Annotated in this window: 23 protein-coding genes; 1 reads left to right on the top strand and 22 read right to left on the bottom strand. The window is 59.4% G+C overall.

Annotated features, from left to right (window positions below):
- The first annotated feature begins 75 nt into the window (after positions 1–75).
- Entirely contained in the window at positions 76–1128 is a 1053-nt protein-coding gene (locus E4P32_RS02245) for a site-specific integrase (RefSeq protein WP_116433449.1), read from the top strand.
- Here the strand turns inward: E4P32_RS02245 and E4P32_RS02240 are convergent.
- The 22 genes from E4P32_RS02240 to E4P32_RS02140 form a co-directional block, all read right to left on the bottom strand.
- Positions 1059–1412: a phage tail protein gene (locus E4P32_RS02240; protein WP_116433450.1), complete on the bottom strand. Its 354-nt coding sequence runs from the start codon at positions 1410–1412 to the stop codon at positions 1059–1061. The genes E4P32_RS02245 and E4P32_RS02240 overlap by 70 nt on opposite strands.
- A 996-nt stretch (positions 1413–2408) precedes the next feature.
- Positions 2409–3206 (bottom strand): phage tail protein, encoded by a 798-nt coding sequence (locus tag E4P32_RS02235; RefSeq protein WP_116433451.1) that lies wholly within the window; start codon positions 3204–3206, stop codon positions 2409–2411.
- An 11-nt stretch (positions 3207–3217) separates the two neighbouring features.
- Positions 3218–3808, bottom strand: a complete 591-nt coding sequence (locus E4P32_RS02230) for a YmfQ family protein (protein WP_116433452.1) — start codon at positions 3806–3808, stop codon at positions 3218–3220.
- Positions 3799–4845 (bottom strand): baseplate J/gp47 family protein, encoded by a 1047-nt coding sequence (locus tag E4P32_RS02225; protein WP_116433453.1) that lies wholly within the window; start codon positions 4843–4845, stop codon positions 3799–3801. The genes E4P32_RS02230 and E4P32_RS02225 overlap by 10 nt, the downstream gene beginning before the upstream one ends.
- Positions 4835–5239 (bottom strand): phage GP46 family protein, encoded by a 405-nt coding sequence (locus E4P32_RS02220; RefSeq protein ID WP_116433454.1) that lies wholly within the window; start codon positions 5237–5239, stop codon positions 4835–4837. Before E4P32_RS02220 ends, E4P32_RS02225 begins: the two co-directional genes overlap by 11 nt.
- The gene (locus E4P32_RS02215) at positions 5232–5768 is read right to left on the bottom strand and encodes a phage baseplate assembly protein V (RefSeq protein ID WP_116433455.1); all 537 of its coding nucleotides are present in this window, start codon (positions 5766–5768) and stop codon (positions 5232–5234) included. Before E4P32_RS02215 ends, E4P32_RS02220 begins: the two co-directional genes overlap by 8 nt.
- Positions 5768–6880 (bottom strand): phage baseplate assembly protein, encoded by a 1113-nt coding sequence (locus E4P32_RS02210; RefSeq protein WP_116433944.1) that lies wholly within the window; start codon positions 6878–6880, stop codon positions 5768–5770. Before E4P32_RS02210 ends, E4P32_RS02215 begins: the two co-directional genes overlap by 1 nt.
- A complete protein-coding gene (locus E4P32_RS02205) occupies positions 6880–8115 on the bottom strand; it encodes a DNA circularization N-terminal domain-containing protein (RefSeq protein ID WP_116433456.1) in 1236 nt (411 codons plus the stop codon). The genes E4P32_RS02210 and E4P32_RS02205 overlap by 1 nt, the downstream gene beginning before the upstream one ends.
- Positions 8112–9899 carry a phage tail tape measure protein gene (locus E4P32_RS02200; protein WP_116433457.1) on the bottom strand — a complete coding sequence of 596 codons (1788 nt, stop codon included), beginning with the start codon at positions 9897–9899 and terminating at the stop codon, positions 8112–8114. Before E4P32_RS02200 ends, E4P32_RS02205 begins: the two co-directional genes overlap by 4 nt.
- On the bottom strand, positions 9892–10029 hold the full coding sequence (locus tag E4P32_RS24040) for a hypothetical protein (protein ID WP_158559709.1): 138 nt from the start codon (positions 10027–10029) through the stop codon (positions 9892–9894). The genes E4P32_RS02200 and E4P32_RS24040 overlap by 8 nt, the downstream gene beginning before the upstream one ends.
- A 5-nt stretch (positions 10030–10034) precedes the next feature.
- Complete coding sequence (locus E4P32_RS02195; RefSeq protein WP_116433458.1) at positions 10035–10310, bottom strand: phage tail assembly protein; 276 nt, start codon at positions 10308–10310, stop codon at positions 10035–10037.
- Complete coding sequence (locus E4P32_RS02190) at positions 10307–10654, bottom strand: phage tail tube protein (protein WP_116433459.1); 348 nt, start codon at positions 10652–10654, stop codon at positions 10307–10309. Before E4P32_RS02190 ends, E4P32_RS02195 begins: the two co-directional genes overlap by 4 nt.
- Before the next feature lie 64 nt (positions 10655–10718).
- Positions 10719–12212: a phage tail sheath subtilisin-like domain-containing protein gene (locus E4P32_RS02185; RefSeq protein ID WP_116433460.1), complete on the bottom strand. Its 1494-nt coding sequence runs from the start codon at positions 12210–12212 to the stop codon at positions 10719–10721.
- Positions 12209–12406, bottom strand: coding sequence for a DUF2635 domain-containing protein (locus E4P32_RS02180; protein WP_233526583.1), 198 nt, complete (start codon positions 12404–12406; stop codon positions 12209–12211). Before E4P32_RS02180 ends, E4P32_RS02185 begins: the two co-directional genes overlap by 4 nt.
- Positions 12403–12996, bottom strand: coding sequence for a hypothetical protein (locus E4P32_RS02175; RefSeq protein ID WP_116433461.1), 594 nt, complete (start codon positions 12994–12996; stop codon positions 12403–12405). Before E4P32_RS02175 ends, E4P32_RS02180 begins: the two co-directional genes overlap by 4 nt.
- A 9-nt stretch (positions 12997–13005) precedes the next feature.
- Entirely contained in the window at positions 13006–13476 is a 471-nt protein-coding gene (locus E4P32_RS02170) for a hypothetical protein (protein WP_116433462.1), read from the bottom strand.
- Positions 13469–13801, bottom strand: a complete 333-nt coding sequence (locus E4P32_RS02165; RefSeq protein ID WP_116433463.1) for a phage head closure protein — start codon at positions 13799–13801, stop codon at positions 13469–13471. The genes E4P32_RS02170 and E4P32_RS02165 overlap by 8 nt, the downstream gene beginning before the upstream one ends.
- Positions 13801–14295, bottom strand: coding sequence for a hypothetical protein (locus E4P32_RS02160; protein WP_116433464.1), 495 nt, complete (start codon positions 14293–14295; stop codon positions 13801–13803). Before E4P32_RS02160 ends, E4P32_RS02165 begins: the two co-directional genes overlap by 1 nt.
- Positions 14295–14549 carry a hypothetical protein gene (locus tag E4P32_RS24035; protein ID WP_158559710.1) on the bottom strand — a complete coding sequence of 85 codons (255 nt, stop codon included), beginning with the start codon at positions 14547–14549 and terminating at the stop codon, positions 14295–14297. The genes E4P32_RS02160 and E4P32_RS24035 overlap by 1 nt, the downstream gene beginning before the upstream one ends.
- A gap of 77 nt (positions 14550–14626) precedes the next feature.
- Entirely contained in the window at positions 14627–15898 is a 1272-nt protein-coding gene (locus E4P32_RS02150; RefSeq protein WP_116433465.1) for a phage major capsid protein, read from the bottom strand.
- A 77-nt stretch (positions 15899–15975) separates the two neighbouring features.
- On the bottom strand, positions 15976–16911 hold the full coding sequence (locus E4P32_RS02145; protein ID WP_116433466.1) for a S49 family peptidase: 936 nt from the start codon (positions 16909–16911) through the stop codon (positions 15976–15978).
- Complete coding sequence (locus E4P32_RS02140; RefSeq protein WP_116433467.1) at positions 16908–18155, bottom strand: phage portal protein; 1248 nt, start codon at positions 18153–18155, stop codon at positions 16908–16910. The genes E4P32_RS02145 and E4P32_RS02140 overlap by 4 nt, the downstream gene beginning before the upstream one ends.

Here is an 18155-nt window from a genome sequence, read left to right as displayed (position 1 = left end):
AAAGCCGCACACAGGCGGCTTTGTTGTTGTTGTGCAGACGTCTGCATTTCAGTGTAAAAATCGGGGCTTTTTATAATGAAAAATAGCTTCCATCAGAAAGCCCCGCGAATCCCCCTCACCCTCGCCCAAGCGATCAAGCGATATCTTTCGGAGATTTCGTTATTAAAAAAGGGCCATGCGGCCGAAGCATCCATCGCAAAGCAATGGCTCTCTACTCGGCTGGCCAGTCGTCCTGTCGAGCGAGTGAAGAACACGAACATCATCGAGATTCGCGACTCCTGGCTGACCACCAAAGCCGCATCCACCGTCACGCGTCGCCTCGCATTTTTGTCCCATGTGTACACCGTCATCCGGAAAGACTGGGGATACGACTGGCTCGCCAATCCGGTGCAGCTCGTCCGCCGTCCTGCAGTCAATGACGCACGTGACCGCCGCTTCTTTGATCAGATCCGACTGCGCGGGATACCGGAATCAGAATGCCCGAAGGACGAGAGCGCATGGATACTCGGATCGACAAGATCGCCGGAGTTTCCGACCATATTTGTCGTCGCAAGGGAAACAGGCATGCGGCGGTCTGAGGTAACCGGGATCTGCAGAGAGAATCTGGACCTGCAGCACGGCACCGTCCGACTGCCACACACCAAGAACGGCCGTTCCCGCGTCGTTCCACTCACCCCCATCGCCAAAGAAGCCCTGCGTTGTTGGGTGGTCGGCAAGCCGATGCGCGGTCGCATATTCACAATTCAGCCTGGCTCGGTGACGCGGGCATTCATACGCGCCCGCAAACGCGCCAGGACCAAATACGAAGAGCTATGCAAGAAGCACTGCCGCAAACCAAACAACGCTTATTTCCGCGACTTGAGATTCCATGACACTCGCCATGAAGGTACGTCGCAGATGGCGACAGTGTTTCAAATCCACGAGCTGGCTAAGGTGAACGGAAACGTCGACACGCGCATGCTGCTGCGCTACTACCATCCTGACGGCAGGGAGCTGGCCAGAAAGCTGACTCGCAGTCCCCTCGGCCGCAAGCAGCTCCTGCAGCTTCGGCAAGAGCATTACTCCGCTGCAGGAACTTCCGCCGGTTCCGGCTCGACATCTGTCAACCATGCCGGCACCTCTCCGTAGCCGCTGTAAATGACGGCGCTGCCGTCGACGATGATCGCCGTATTGAATTCGTACTTGTCGCCCGTATCCGTGCGATAGAACGCCGTTGCGCTATGGTCGTCTACCAGAATCCATGACTCCCCCACAGCGAGGGCAGCTTTTCCAGCCGGACGTGCCGGCGGCGCAGTCAGCTTTGCGCCGTAGGGAATGTTGAATGTGCCAGGCGATTGCGCCAGCTCGTTGGCTTTCGCTGCGAAGGTAAAGATGCTGTTGGCGTCCGTTTGATAAACATCGATCTGATTCATGAATGCTCCTTTTGAAAAGTGAAAAATAAATAACGACGCCGACTTCGGCGCGTCACAAACACATACTGTCAGTCACACTGCAAATGCGAGGGTGCTAGGCTCGTACAAACTAGATTCGATTCGAAGCCACGCCCATAGTGCGCAAACTGGTAATCAAGCGGGGATCGGCTTTGCGCAAGGTAACAACAATACGCCGCGCGAACTGTCGGGTTATATCGTTACTACGTCCACAGGAACGGCCGAGACTGCACCGAAACACACAGCCTATTGCCCGCGTATCTACGTTTGATCCGACCATGTCACTGCAAATGCGAGAGCGCTCGGAACTTGGCGGCTTGATGCCTTCCAGCGTCACCTCCATCAAAGCACCACAAACTCGAATAAGAGCTACCAGGGCGGTAGTACGGTCAACGATTTTGTGAACGCTGCGATAGCCGTGGCAACTACCCCTGCCACCGCTATTGGCCCGGCGACCCAGGACGGCTCAGGGGGCCTGCCTCGCGTCTCGACAGAGACGCGTCCAGTGAGTACCGCCTATGCGCCACGGCTGCACGCGTAAAGCGACCGCGTCACTGCAAATGCCAGGGGCTTGGGTTCCTACAAGGCCGACACGTTTAAATCGCACTCCCATGTGCAGCGGGGACGTGCGGTATATGCAATTGGCGCAGGCATTCAATCGCTTGCCGACCTTTCGTCCGATGTATCGCTCGCCAACACCTTGACCACCGGCTCAGCTGAAACGGCCCCAAGGCACACCGCCTATGCGCCGAGAATCCACGCATAGGCCGACTGTGTCACTGCAAATGCAAGAACGCTCGGTTCGTACAAGGCCGACACGTTGAAGAGCCACGATCACACGCTACGCGGATCCGATACGGGCGGCGTCAATCGGTATTCGTCCGGCTCCAGTGCGAACCTGGCCAACGTCGGCGGCATAGTCCAGCCAACAGGGACCGCTGAGACGGCTCCGAAGCACACGGCCTACGCCCCGCGCCTCTACGCGTAAAGCCGAGGGGCGTAGCCAGTGTTGACGGGACGGGTCTCAGCACTTCCTGCAGCATTTGTCACATTCGACGCACCGCCGCCATACGGTACGGGGTAGCCGCCGGCACCGACGGCCTGCACAGATCCCATGAAGGTGTGCGAGTGGGTCTGGACCGTGAATGCCTGTTTCGTGGCCAGCGTTCTTGCATTTGCAGTGTCAGCGTCAGTTCCGGTAAATCGGCGGAACATGTTGCGCAGATCGGGGATACGGAACTGAGTCCCTGAAACGTCTACAAAGTAGTGTGCGCCTACGTTTGCGGTCCATACAGCCTGCGTCACGACTAACGCTTGCTCCTGAGCATAAGCCCACAATCCGGCGTAATCCGTTTTCGACAAAAGTCCACCGACCGCGTCGACTTCGCGGGTCAACGGGACGTTCGTGTGACCGTCGACAGGGCGGCCGCAATGCGGCGACCGATACCCGACAAAGTAGGCGGTCTCCGTCCAAATCATCTCACCACGCCCCCGGACGTAGATTTCGTCGTCACCCTTCACCGCCGGCACTGTTGGATAGCGGTTCAGTGCAGATCCTTGATTGGCCAGCATAATGCCGATGGCCTGCAGGAGCTGCGTATTGTTGCCCTCGGCCGGATTCAGACCGGCAGCACGGACCACGTTCAAAAGCTCGTCGGTAACCGCATTACCCCACGCGCTAGGGATCAACGACCCCGCCTGGCCAGTCGCCTTGTTCTCGTCGACGAACTTACCATCCACCAGACCAACGCCGGCTACGCTCTTTGGAAAATCCATATTTATCCTTGTCAGTCGTATTCAAAATTGACGATGGTGTGTGCAGGCGCCCATCGCCGCACCACACATTCGATACCTTCGTTCGGGTTAGACCCGAAGCGCTCACCCCACACGGAGACGCCAAAGCGCCGGCCTCCTGGTCGCGGCGTACCTAACTGCAGCGTCCAAAAAAACTGCTGCGCCCAGCTACCGAATCGGTCGCGACCGAAACGTGAACTGCCGAAGCGCGGCGCTCGATGTCGAACCACCTCGGCGTCGGGATACCCCATGCTCACTGCGATCCCCTCAAAGTACACAGCGCTTTGCCCGCCGCCGACGATCATCCTGCGGATCACCGCCGTGCGGCGCTCTTCAAATCCTTGGCTGTCACCCAAGCAGGGATCTGGCAACTGCATGACGCGCTCCCAATCCGTCAGCAGCTCGCGCAGAGTTGCCGGATACATCTCGGCCAGCAGATCGTCGCCGCGTGCGTCGACGCGGGCAAACTCTGCAGCCAAGCCCTGCAGTACCTGGTCGACCTCGTCGCCGAACGCCACGTCCCACGCAGGACCAGGCGGCAGCAGCTGACGCATCTGGTCGAGATAGTCTTCGGCTATGCCCATGCGATATCTCCGAACGTAATCAACTCGCCTGGTGCCGCAACCACATTCCCCGCCGGCGCGATCAAGCCGTGATCCTCCTCGCCAGTAGCGTTGCTGATAGCCTGCGTTTGGTGTGTGTGCAGTAGCGTTGTACCGAGGGCCGCTTCGGAAAAGATCAAGTCTCGCAGAGCAGCATCGATAGATGCTCGCACCGCGACCGTGTCCGGAACCGGGTGAATCACAAAATGCACCGGCTTCGGCGTGGGAGCCAAGACCGCCAGATCCGCGCCGACCGGATACACCGTCTCGATGTACGTCTGCGCCTCCGCGAGCTTGGCCGCATCAGGAAATGGATTCGGATTGCCGTCGCACATGATGAACAGGCCGACCGTACCCGGACCGAACCAGTTGCGGCGGCACCAGGCGCGAGTAACACCAGGAACTTCCAGCCCCCATGTCTCGTAATCGTCAGCCGATCCGCCGTGCGCGACGATCCGGTATGAGCGGATGACCTTCGCCCGCAGTTGCGCAGTCGTCTCCTGCTCGGTCCCGCCGGCAATGCCCGCCCCCCCAACCACGGCAGCGTCGTTGACCTGGTCAACCGGCGAGACTGCAGTGAGCGCGGTGCCGGCCTCAATGTTTCCGGCCGCACCGGCGACCAGGGAGACTGCTGGAACCACCGTGTTACCAGCCAGCGGCGTGTCCACACTCACGACGACACGCCGCCCGTCCTCGGTCTGATAGATCGCACCCGCTGTTACAACCCCGCCGGCCTGACCGGTGCATATGATGCTGCCAGCGGCCGTCGTCGCGGGCAGCAGACCCCGCTGCAGCCGGAGGTTCGCCTGCCGCAATATCATCTCGTCGCTGCACGTGTCAGGCAGCATCTCGTCGGCGATTGTCTTTTGATGTTCGCGCAGCGCGAAGCTGGTGCCGCCATGGACCCGAGCCAGTACTTCCGCGTCTGAGCGACGCAGCGCACCGCTGCTGCTGGCCGGAGCAAGATCCGCTCTCGACCGTTTGATGATGACGGGTAAAGAATCCGAGTTAAACGGCATGTATCACACTCCAAATATCGTCAAGTTCCAGCACCAGGGGATCGTCATTGAGTAGGTCAATGACCGCTCGCATCGCCAACGTACTGGTGCCGCGTCGCTCTGTCGTCACGGTCACGGCGCTGGCATGTCCGTCCTCGACAAACCAAGCCAGTGCCTCCTGCGCGTACTCAACGGCGTCGCGCAGAGTCTGTTCCACCAGCGTCCGCCGCCGCAGTAGGTAAAGCCGGGATCCGGTCTGGTCGTTCGCAACGCTGGGGAAGCTATCGCCCCACCATCCCAGCTGGTCACTGTCGTCGGGCTGGTCGCTTGGATCCGCTCGACGCCACGAGAACAAGCTGATAATCGCGGCACGCCGCAGCAATGCTCGGCGTTCGTCTTCCGATGCGTCAGCCATTGATCGGACCTCCTGTCTGTGGTCCGTCGTGTTCGTTGTGTCGGTGGCTGACCATGCTCTTGCCACCCAACACGACATCCGGAGCCTGCAGCGCCGCTGACGACTTGGCAGTGTCTGCGGCCAGGTCAAAAGCTGACGACTTCAGCGAGATCGTCTGCTCGGCTTCCACGGAATAGACTTTCGTCTTTACGCGGTATTCGTCGCATTCCACCTCGATGATCTTCCCCTTGCGCATGACGATCTTCGCGCCTTCGTGCGTATAGATCGCCAGCTCACCCGGCTCCAGATCGGTAGGCCGATAGCGTTTATCGCCCGGCATGATCACAACGCCATGGGAGCGATCCCCGCCGAAGAACAACGCGAGGCCACCGGCACCGTTGAGCGGCACCGATGTGATGCCATACTGCTCAAACAGCTCCATGTCATCCTTGGTCTCGCCAGCCAGGACTCGCACCTGCAGACGCTGCGTCTTCGACTTCGGGTTCGACAGCACCACAGTACAACGCGCCAAAAGGGTATCCGCGCTCATTAATTTTTCTCCCAATCTGCAGGCAGCAAATATTCAAAGCCGTCCTTCGACTTCTTGAGTTTTTGCCGCTTACGCTTGTCATTCGGCTCGGGCTCGAATCCGTCTGGAGGCGCTACCTTCATTGTTGTCAACGTCCCACGCTGCCGGCTTCGGTGATATCCAGCCTCCGCAATCAGCATGTCGCGGTCGAAACCGGCTATGGGATCTATCAGGCGCGCCATCAGGTTCGGCAGCCATAGCTGGCCATTGGACTGCCGCCAGCCTTGGACGCTGTACGTTGCCTCCAGTGCTTTACTGATGCGATGTTCACGCTCCCAATCGGCTCGCCACTGAGCCAGTTCTTTGCTGACCTGTCCCGACTCATGAATCACAAGCCGTCGATGGCGATCCATGCGCTCATCCTTGGCGCTTGCAGATACCTCCGCGCTCGCCTCGTTGTCTTCATCGTCATCGGAAGAGCTTTTCTGCCCCTTGCAAACGTACTCAGAAAACACCGACGAAAAATCGAGGGGGGCATTACCCGTCAACAGGTTGACGCCCAGCTCCAACGCATTGGCCGCCCAGCCCTTACTACCCGGCCGCGCCATCACCAACCGGCCCCGCCCGTCATCGGTGGAGAACAGGCGAGACACCGTCAGCAGTCGGTCAATTGACTCAAACACCGTTTCCCCTGGCTTGACCGTATGATCCTTTACCACCGTGGCGTCTCGCCCTTCATTCACCACCTGAATGCCATACGGCGCTACCAGGGCGCGGACAATCTTTTCAATGCTCTGGTTGCGCCATTGACCAGGCTTATCGTCCGGGCATGCATCCACCAGATCGGCCGTCAACGACCGCCCTTTGACTGTCAGCTGGATCTGCTTCTTGTCCCATTCGATTGGAGTAGCGAATACGTAGCCAGTCAGCACCAGGTCATTCCCGATGCGTACTTCACAGCGGTCGTTCTTCCTGATGCGAACAGCCGTTGCACCGCTGCCCGGCCATTCCCATGTAATGCCGAGAGAAAAGTCACGTGCCTGGCGTTCGACGCCAGCATTGATGTCAACCTCCGTCCACCCGCCGTAGTCGTATCCGTTCACGGTCAGGGTCACATCGTCGTCATTGCTCATCATTTACTCGCCACTTCCAGCGGCACCGCCGGTACGAAGCCGGGATGCCGCAATTTGTTTCGACTGACGATTTCTCCGGCACGCGATGCATCTGCATACAAACGGTAGGCCAGCACGAGAGCCGGTGTCGTCGCACGCGGCGAATAGGAGATCAGCCGTATGCCTGCCCGCGCCACGTTCGACAAGTGCAAGTTCGCAGCCTGCCGAGCGTCGGTCAGCACCAGGTAGTGATCTCCAGAGGCCGACATAGCCACGACGTGGATTGCCTCGTTCAGCCCGTCGCGAATATCAATGACGTCGGACGTGATCGGCGCAGTAGCACCGTCCGGCTCTTGCGACAACTGCGTATCCAGATCTGGAATGCCGACCGGCGCATCGGGCGCGGCGATTACCGGGACTTGCGCGGTATCAAGCAGACCGTTGTAGATAGATGCGTCTTGCAGCAGTCCAACCAGTGCGCTATGCAACTTGCCGGCATCAGCTCCCGGTGGCACTGGCGCAGCAGCAAAGGATTGCACCGCCGACGAACTGCCGCCGATGGAACTGCCAGAACCCCCGAAGCTGGAGAATGCTCGCTCCAGATCGCTCAATGTCCCGAACACCATGGCCGCCATGTTCTGCGGCGCGTTCATGATGCTGTTGATCATGCCGCTGGCCGACGAGAACAGCGACGTCAGCGGCCGCAGATTGTTGTTGATCGTCGCGTACATTGACGAAATGCTGCTGGTGATGTTGTTGACCTTCACCTTGGCCATATTGACCTGCTCCAATGCAGCAGCAAATCGGGTGGATGCTGAGTCACGCACCGCCTGTGCAGACGTCTGCACTTGTTTGGCATTGTTCGGCTTGACAGTGGGGAACCCCAGTTCGCCCGCCTCAACGAACGCCAAGTCAAAGCGCACCATACCGCCCTCGCGACGGTCATGGGACACCGTGCAATCGCCGTTCGCAGTCACCTTCATGCGCCCGTACCACGGATGCACCAGCTCGCCGGAGCCTGCAGTATCGAGCGCTAACAGCAACTTGTCCCGTTGATCAAAACAATCCGGGCCGATGACAAAAGCCGGAAAACGAAAGACCCTCGTTTTTCGCCCGGAGTCTTCAACGTAGGGCTTGTCCTTCTTGGGATACTCATGGACCACCACGTCGCGCCCAACCGGCGAAGAATCGCTGTCCACCTTGAACGGCACACCGCGAAACGACGCCGGCTGCAGTCGCTTTCTCCAATCACTCATTTTCCTGTTCCCATTCCGAGCGTGCGATATCCCACACGTGGCGTTACCGATAATCCCGGCTGGTTGGTTTGCGCCTGGTCGACACGCATGCCCGCCGGCGCGTTCTCAAATCGCACGACCATGTCGCCCTTCAATTGCGGCTGTCCCGACTGGCCAGCTATCACTTGCTGCCGCCATGCGCCGGGGTCCGCACCTTGGCCCGCTACGCCGCCCGCCGGCTTCAGCTTGTCGCTGTTGCCCGTTACCCATTTAAAGCCATCAATGAGCGGCTGCACGTATGGTCGGATGCGTTCCCACATGCCTTTGAACCACGCAACAATCGGTTCCCAATTGGCGATGATCATGCCCAATGGAGAGAAGCCAAAGATGGTTTTCACCAGCTCCCAGCCCGCACTGAATACGGACTTGATTCCCTCCCACAACGCGGCAAAGAACGGCCCTATGTACCGCCAGTTCGCGATCAGGAAGCCAGCGGCTAGCGCCAATACGCGCACCGCGAGACCGATTGGAGTCAGGCTCGTCACAGCCAGGAAGAGCTTCGATGCCAGCGTCGCGCCAATGACGGCCAAGCGCAGGATGCCGAACCCGACTGCCGCACCGAGGATGCCCTTGGTAAGCCATGGGCATGCCGAGGCCAAACCAGCCACCATTTCAATCATTGGACCCGCTACAGCCATGAACGAATTCAACGGCGGCAACAGAATGTTGCCTACGTTGATACCCAACGCGACGACGCGGTTGGTGAACAGCTGGATGTTATTTGCTGTCGTCGCTGCTCGCGACGCATACTCCTGGTTCATCGAGCCGGCGTACTGCGTCACGTCACCTACTTTCTGCAGGTTGCCAGTAAGCAGAGAAAGATTGGTCAGCAACGGTGCGATAGCTTCGATTGATTCGCGACCGAAAAGCTGCTGCAGCACTGATGCCTGCTTCGACTTATCGACTTTGCTGATAGCAGTCAGGACGCGCAGCATCGTTCCCTGCGCATCTTTCTGCATGTCCTTCGCCAACTTCTTTGGCTCCATCCGCAACGCCTTGAACGTCTCCTTTTGCTGCTTGGTGGCCGAGGCACCTGCAGTAAGAGTCAGGAAGAAGTTCTTCATGCCGGTGGCGGCGACATCCTCCTGAATACCGACGCCGGCGAGTGTCGCGCCCATAGCGGCGATCTGACCAGATGCGAGGCCAGCCACCTCTGCCAGCGGACCGATGCGGGTGACAATGGCCGAAATCTGCTTTGCCTTCGCCGGCCCGTTGTTGCCGAGATAGTTGATCTTGTCCGCCAGCGACACGACCTCGTCCTGAGTCATGCGAAACGCTGTGCGCCATTTCGCCATCATCTCGCCCGCTTCGCCCGCGCCCTGGTCGAATGCCACGCCCATCTTGACGGCATCCTCCGCGAAGCGTCCCAGCTCGCCCTTGTCGAAGCCAGCCTGTCCGCCTGCAGCGACGATGGCGGCGATATCCTTTGCCGCCATCGGCAGGCGCTTGGAGAGATCCAATACGTCCTTGCTCATGTCTTTGAACTGCTGCGGTGAATCAAAGTTGACGACCTTGCGCACATCAGCCATCGCTGACTCAAAGTCGATAGCAGCTTTGGCGCCTGCGATGAACGGCAGCGCCAGTGCGCCACCTTGCACCAGCTCGCCGAAGGAGATCTTCTCTCCCAGGCTGCTGGTCTTCAATTGCTTCCGAAACGTGGCGACGTTCTTCCTGATGCCGGCAAGCGTTGGCGACAGCTTGTCGACGCCGGTGATCAGCGCCTTCAATTGAAATTTATCAGCCATCGTTTTTCCTTGATTGAGCGATACGCCATGCCTGGGCGTTGTGCTGCATGATGGTGGAGATCGAGCGGGTCAGCTCCACTTCAGGATCGACCCGCCAGAACTCCGCACAGTTAAACGCCAGGTCGATCACTTCTTCTATGTTTTGGACGTCTCGCTCAAGAAAAAACCCGCAACCTCCCAGCACAGCGTATTGAGGTCGGAAGGGCAAATCTGGTCGACAGACGACGGCGGAATGCCGGCGCAACGTCCGATGTATTTCATCGCCGTGGCGGTATTGATGGACACCGATTCGTCGCTAGCAATCGAGTACGGCAGGCCGCCGACAGCGCGGCAGTCTTCGCCAGTCGGTTCCTTCAACACGATTTCGGTGATCTGGTCGCCATGCGCCGTGATTGGTTTTTTCAGCTTCATTGCCATGTTCCTTTAATGCCGTTAAATTCCAGAGCGATCTTGCCGTCGTCGCCCGCGCTCGCTGGCTCACCGACGAGATACGCGCCAGCGAGGACATAGACCTTGCCATTCTTGAACTCAGTCGTGACGGTCATGTTGTCGCCGTTGATGAGCTTCTCCAGTGGGAAGTCCGGCGTATGCACGGCGTCGACCTTGAGATATGGCGTCATGTCTTCTTCCTTGTAGAAGCCAGGAACGACCGTTTCGCGCTTGACGGGCATCAACGGGGCTTCGCAGCCACCGGTAATCGTCAGTTGGGAACCGTCTACTTTGACGTAGCAAGTACCCGCTGTTTTTTGTCCCATGTGAGACTCCCTAAAAAGAAACGGCCCGGATTTACCGGGCCGTGATACTGCGTTGACGTTGGCGTTAAGCCGCTTCGGCGTACTGCAGGCGGAACTGATTGAGCAGCGCAAAGATGCGCAACTGATTCACGTAGTCCGGCGGGAACAGTACGTTGAGACGATTCGGACTGCCGGCAGCGCGCTCAACAATCAGATACTTCTCGAACAGCGCAGAGTTCTCCACGATGCCGCGACGCTCCAGCTCCTGATACGCCGCAATCAACTCGCCGCGGATTGTGCTTGGAGTCACCAGCGCGTCGCCGGCACCGAAGCGCGTGCCGTCATCGGCCAACTTATGGCGGCCGTACTTGCTGGTAATGATCGAGCGCAAGTAGCGCATCACGTAGCCGGTGGTGTGCATCGTTTCGCTGTCCAGATACGAATCGTCCGGCTGGCCATAGGCGTTGCGCTGGTAGGTGGTGATCGCTCGTTGAATGCGCACAGAACCGCCGTCATAGTTCTGAGTGGCGATGCCATTTTTTAGCAGCGATTGGAACTCAGACCAGATGAAGCGCTGGCCGGCTGGGGCGGGCGTCAACCCGACCAGCTCGCCGGTCTGGGTTGGGCGCGCAGGGTCAATCGAAAGGAACACTGCCTGCCGTGCGCAATACGCCGCTGACTCTTCCCAGATAGGATCGGGCGCAGTCGCCTCGAATCCAGCGATGGTCATGTGCGCATCGTTGCGCACACGGCCAGCCGCCACAAGTTGCCCCAGCGAGCCGCGTTGCGCTGTGTACACATGCCCCCACAACTGCTGGGCATATGACCAGCGACCGGAACTGTCATTCATCCAGTCGCGGAAGTCATCCAGCGTATTCACATCCGAGTAAGGATGGCAGATGAACTCAAACGGCTCGTCCCCGACCAGCGCCAACAACTGCGCGAGGTCTGGAGAGCCAGTGCCGCCGGCCGGATTGACCATGGCGACCGTCAGGCCTGCCGGCGTCTTCTCGTTTGCCGCAGCACCCTTCATGTTGACCGCCAGCTTGATATCGTTGCCGGTGTCGCCCTTCCAGCGGCAGGACAACGTTACCACGGCATTTGCCGCCGCAGCAGTCACCGGCAAACTTGTCGCCACGTTGATCGCAGCAGCGAGCGTTGTAGCCGTTTCCGCAGCGGTCTGACCCACGACTACCGATGCACGAATGCGCGTTGCACCGATATACAGGTTGATCAGGCCAGCTTCAGTCGCCGTACCGGTCAGCGTCACCTTACCGGTGGCAACTGATCCAGTGTCGACCTTCACCGGCAAGACCCAGATCTCACCGCCGAGGTCAATCTTGCGCCAACGCGCATGCATCGACGCCAGCATCGAGCCGTCGCCACCGAGGGCGATGGCATCGCTGGTGCGCGCCACGATCTGGAGCGCGCTCGCCACCAGGTCAACATCATCGTTCACCTGAGCAACGATCAGGCTGCGCAGCGCAGTCGAGCCGCTGTTCGCCATACTGTTGTCGACTTCACCGTAGAACAGAGGAACCAGCGCATCAGCCGGCGTGGTGTTGTATGGAACGGTCATTCTGCTTTACCTTTGGCAGTGGATTTATCGGCCGCTGGCTTAGTTTCTTTCACATCGCCAGCAGTGACAGCACGCAGCCAGTACGGCGTGCGTGGAACGTTACGGCCCTCGGCCGCGAGGTCGCCGCCACGCTCCGGGTCCGGTACGATCCGGCCTGCAACGGGGACGACAAAAATGGTGCGCACTTGGTTCATTGGGGTAAATCTCCTTTCATGGTTAGTTCGATTCGCCCATCCGGGCCTTGCTGCTTCAGGTTCTTGTCGACCATCGGATCAATCGCGTCGACGTCGATATCGATCCCCTCAAGCCGGGGGAAGCCGTCGTGTTGCCACTCCTCCCAAGTCTCAGGCGGGTCACTGCCTTTAGTCCGGCCGAGAGTCCAGCCAGCGGAGAACGAGAACCGGTACACCAGGCGATAGCGATTGATCAGCACCAACTGACCACCTTCGTACTCGACGGGGTCATAGTTGGGCATCGGTGGCCAGCCGACCAAAGCCAGATGCAGAAGGGCACGAACGTCATGCACCTGGTCGACACGTTCAAGGGTCTTGTTATCCGGAGCCTCCAGCACGACGCACACATCAAAGCCGTCCTTGACGTCTTGCGCCGCCACGTTCTGGTACTTGTTGGGATCAGGGTCGTCGTCCGTGACGATCACATACGCAGCCGGCATGGGCAGCTTGCTAGCGTCTTCCAGTGACTCCCAGTCGATGCCGCCGAACACGCGGCCGGCGAACAGCGAGCATCGCAATCGGAGCTGCGCGACGATTGGGGACAACTTCATTGCGCCTCCTTATTTGATGACCAGGGCGCTGCTAAACGCCGCCTCCAGTAGTCGTTGAATCGAGCCGCTGTCGTCCTTCAATTCGTCGGCCATGTAGTTGCCACGCGCTTCGATGCGCATTGCTCCAGTCCCCTTTGATCGTCGATCACGACGCGCACCAGGCTTACGCTTGGCTCCATAAAAGAGGAAGGCAGGGTAATAAGCCTTCATGCCGGCCACCATGAACGGAGCAACCCGAACCAAGAACCCGGAGCGCGACACTTTAGTTTTGATCGAGCGCTGCAGCAGACCTCGGCGACGAGCAGGATAGTCACCGGCAGTAGAGCCACCAGTCTTGCCTACCCTCTTCTTCGCGCCGCCCTGGACAATCCGTCCCGCCTGCCGCATTGCCTTCCTGATCTGCTTCTTGTCGAAATCGACAGACTTGTCGAATCCTTCAAATCCACCTATGTGCATGTAGAACGCCAGCTCTTTATCCATGCTGGATTTCCTCCACTTCCAGGACCGTGAAGCGCCGCGCCCCGTTCAGGTCTGACACTCGCTTCACGGCAAATACTTGCGTGCGATAGACGATCTCAAATGCATCAGTGATGCCGTCGAGGTATCGAACGGTGATGCGGTGCGTGACTTTCTTATCGATCTGAACGCTGGCGGCATATACCGCAGACCCGACGGGTTCGATCTTTGCCCAGCGAAAACGCTGCTGCGGAAACGTCGCCTCCACATCACTGTCCGCCACTGCCTGGTCGACACGCTCGCGCAGCTCGACCCGACGATTCAACTCGCCAATACTCGGTACCTTCATCACAACCTCGGCACAATGAATTGATCCAGCAGGCCGTCGACGTAGTCGCGTGGCGCAGCGAATTCTTGATTGGTAGTGAGAGCGTCGCGATGCTCGATTAGGAAACCGAGTCGCTCCCAGATCCACAGCTTGATCGACGCGGGAACGTCCTTCGCCTCGCCATAGCCACACTCGATGCGCAGCTCCATATCGGCATCAACGCTGACCGTGGCCGGCAACCCATCCTCCCAATCGACAGTCACGCCGTCGACGGTCTTGATCGAACGGACAGGCATCAGGTCGTGCAACGAAAGAACTTGTCCGCGCTGGACGCGCACGGACCATGTTTGTGTGATGAGGCGGCGGCCAGTGATGTGTTCAGCCTTTTCCCGCCCCGCTTGTATCGCGACGGCGAGAATGCCGGCGTCGACGTCGTCATCGATCTTTGCCCACGAACGAGACTCGTCGACGCCGACCGGCTCGGACGCCGGCGGCGTGATGAGCCTCGCCGCCATTACTGCGCCCCTTCCCCGCCTTCGCCGCCTTGGCCGCCGTCACCCTGGCCACCTTCGCCGCCGCCTTCACCACCGGCACCATCCTTGCCACCACCGTCACTGCCGGCCGCGTTCGCACGCTTGTTGCGCTTGGACGGTGTATGCAGCTCGGCGGCCTTGTTGGCTACCAGGCGATCCGCATCTTCGTCGGAAAAACCTGCGACTTCGCCCGCTTGGAACGGCGCGACGCGCTGGAGAAACTTCACTAATTTCATATCGACCTCGTTTGTGAGTTGAGAAATGCAGACGTCTGCACAACGCATAGGGCGTCGCGCCGACGCCTAGTCAGGTGTTACGGCTTCCACTTCACGCCGGTCAGCACAGCGGTCGACGGATCGTGGCGCAGACCGAAGTCATGTTCGGTAATGGCGCGCACCACCGTCTGATCGCGACTGAATGCCGAGACCAGCGTGCCGTTTTCGACGTAGCTGGCTTCGCCCGACACGTCGATAATCAAGCCGGTGGCTTCGCCGATGATTGCGTCGTTGAAATCGGTCAGGTAGATTTCCGATTCGTCGCCGTTGTCGCCCAGGTTGTCCGGCACGCTGGTGGTCGTCTTGTACGGCTTGCCGCGCCAGTTGCCTGTCGCGATTTCCGGAAACACGTGATTGCCGTTGCCGTCGAGCAGGTTTGTCAGGAAAACCAGCGTGCGGGGCGAGAACACCCAGCCCGGTTTGATCATCTTGACGTTCTTGCCCATCAGCGCCAGTTCCAGCTTGCCGGCATCGTTCTTCACGTTCTGCGCATTGATGACAGCATTTGCCGGAATCACGTTCGCAGCGATAGCAAGCGCACGCAGTCCCTTCGGCGTGTTGCCAGTGCCGTCGTCGCGAATGAACGCCTGATCTTCGCGAGTACCCAGCCCCTGCACGATGTCATCACGGACGATCTCGTTCGCGGACGGCGAGCTGAAGCGCACCAGGTCATTCGATACTGGCACCATGGCAACCAGCTTCTTCTTTGAGAGATTCAGGTTGCCGAACGTTGGCTCGGACTTCGGGATGTCGACGCCTTCACCAACATAGCTGGCGTTGGATCCCGATGCGATCTTTGCCATGGACAGCGTGCCGGCGGGCATCGGCATAGTGCGAGCGCCCAGAGAGCGGATCACGCTATTCGGACGCAGCAGCTCGATCACCTCCGGCACATATCCGGGTGGAATGATGAAGCCGCCGGCAGTGTTGGTGGTGGTGTTCAATGCCGCCGCGATGTCCGGCGCCTGGCATTCAGTTTCAGCGAAGTTCGCCGCAGCACGTACGTCACCCTTGCTGGAAATCAGCGAGCGGACCATGATGCCCAGCGATTCGCCAGGCTTGCGCTTGTCCGCAGCTTTTGGTTGCGCATACAGCGGGCTTTGCACTGGAGTGGCGACGGCCGCCGACATGCGCTCGGAAGCCTGTAGGCGATTGATCTTGTCCGTCAGCGCCTCGAACTCAGCGGACAACGCCCCGAACTCCGAGATTTCCTCGGCGGACAGGGCTGTACCGGCAGCCTCTTTCGCAGCGATCCCGGCAATCTTTGCCTGCACCCCCGCGCGGGCTTGCAATAGACTCTTCAAATCCATATTCACTTTCCTTTTCTGACATTGAATAAAAAAAGGGCCATCGTCTGACGGCCCTCCACGCCCCTCGCGGGGAATCCCTACATTGCTTTGATGCGCATCGCGGTGGCGGCACGCTGAAAGCGCCCTGACCCGCCACCCGGTGATTGATACAGTCCAAGCACATCGCGCAAGGCATCCTTCGCCGGACTGATCCGGTCGGCCAACTTGGCATCCACGGCACCAGGACCGCGATAGACCGCAGCTTCGGTTGCGCGCACTGCGTCGACGCTCAAGCCACGGTTGCGCGCAACCGTTTCCACGAACAGCTCGTACACACGATCGACCTCTGCCTGCAGTCCGGACTGCGCTTCCGCCGACAACGGCTCGTGCGGATTGCCGTCAGCCTTTCTCGCCCCGGCGTACACGTAGGTCACTTTGATGCCGTCGCGTTCATTAGCGGCACTGCGATCCATGTGTGCCGCCACTACGCCGATGCTGCCGACGCCGCCGGTTCGCGGCAGCACGATCTCGTCGGCAGCACTTGCGATTACGTAGGCAGCGGAATAAGCGGATTCGTCAACGATTGCGGTAATGGGCTTGGTGCCGCGTGCGTTGTAGATCTCATCTGCGAAATCGAAGGCTCCGTTGACCGACCCTCCTGGTGAGTTGAGATCAAGCACGATGTGCGAGACTTGCGAGCTATTCAGCATCGCATCAAACTGCGCAGACAAACTGGCGTAGCTGGTCAGGCCCGACATTGCATCGAGGCCGGAAGCCCGATGTACCAGAGTGCCGGCGACCGACAAGATCGAGACGCCGCCACCTGCGTCGCCCCAGCTGCTGCTCGCGCTAGCCTGCAAAGCGGCGACCGGCCCCTTGCTCATCGCCGCCACCGATCCAGGATCCGGCATCGTAGGTGCCTCCAGGGACAAGTCCATGCGATCAGCCAGGACGCGCAGGATGATGTCCAGCTTGGCAGGCTCAATCATGTGTGCCTGGCCGAAGACAAGCGAAGCCAACAATGGATGCTTCATGTTTTTTCCTTTCCGGTTCCGGCTCGCGGAACTTCAATCGGTGCCATGTTGAGTGGTGCCCAGAACGCGTTGCCGGCATCGTAGGCGTCGCGGTCTTCCATCTCGCGGCACTCGTTGGCGTTTAAGATGCGGCCTTCCAGCCCGATCTTGTATGCCTCAAAGCGGGACTTGATGTCGCCGCGCAGCAAAGCATCAACATTGAACTTGATATACAAGCCTCGCTCGCGCTCGACGCCCGACAGCAGCGTGAGATTCATCCGCTGCTCCCATCGTTTGATCCAGGGGGCTAGCGTGTACTTCAAGAACTCCAGCGACTGCTGCTCGATGTTGGAGTGCGTAGCGCGCTCCAAGTCGGCGAGCATGTGGGGTGGCACCCGGAACAATCGAGATATTTCCGTGATGCTGAACTTGCGCGACTCGATGAACTGGAGGTCAGCCATCGACATGCGCAAGGTGTGCAGCTTCATTCCGCCGGAAATCACCGGCGGACCGCCACGGCGATTCTTCGTCAGGTCGACCCACTCTTTGCGATACGTCTGCCGCTGCTCCTTGTTCGCCTTCTCCTGCACCTCAAGGACAATCGGCGGGACGAAGCCCTCGGAGAATGCCTCCATCCCGACCTGCTCCGCCGCCATCGCCAGCCCCAGCGTTTCGCGGGCAAGCGATATCGGGGACAGCCCGACCAAGCCATCCAGGGAGAAGCCCCGAATGTGCAGGACATTCGACGCCGGCACGTTCGCCTCGCCGTCGATGTCGTAAGTAAATCGATGCGCAGACTTGTCGTAGCGTGTCACCACCTTATCGGGATGCAACGGATAGAGTGCAGTTACTTCACCCTTGGCGTTGCCTTCCACATAGGAGTAGCAGTTGCCGCGCAACGCTAAGTGCGCCTGCCCCATCTCGACGAACTCGAACGAGGTGTTGCTAGGGTTGGGCGTGTCGTGCAGCAGCGCGCTCAGCGAATGTTGCGTCACTTTCTTTCGACTGCCGCCCTTCGCTTCGTACACGTTGACTGGCAGGCTTGCCATCGATTCCGCAAGAATCCGAGTCGCCGCATACACCGCCATCACTCGCAATGCACTATCCGGAGTGACCACTTGTCCGCTGGTCGTGCGACCGCCTCCGAACAACTTCAGCAGCCAGTTGTCCGGCGACGCCGTGCCGCTGGTCTCCGCGCTCGCTTGCAGCGCAGGAGGCGACATGAAGCCGCCTACCGCGCCGGCAATTCTGTTTCTGATTCCCAT

It is taken from the genome of Herbaspirillum sp. 3R11 (genome assembly GCF_004563925.1).
Taxonomy (GTDB): domain Bacteria; phylum Pseudomonadota; class Gammaproteobacteria; order Burkholderiales; family Burkholderiaceae_D; genus Herbaspirillum.
Note: the sequence above shows the minus strand (reverse complement) of the source record. Positions and strands in the feature narration are given on the sequence as shown.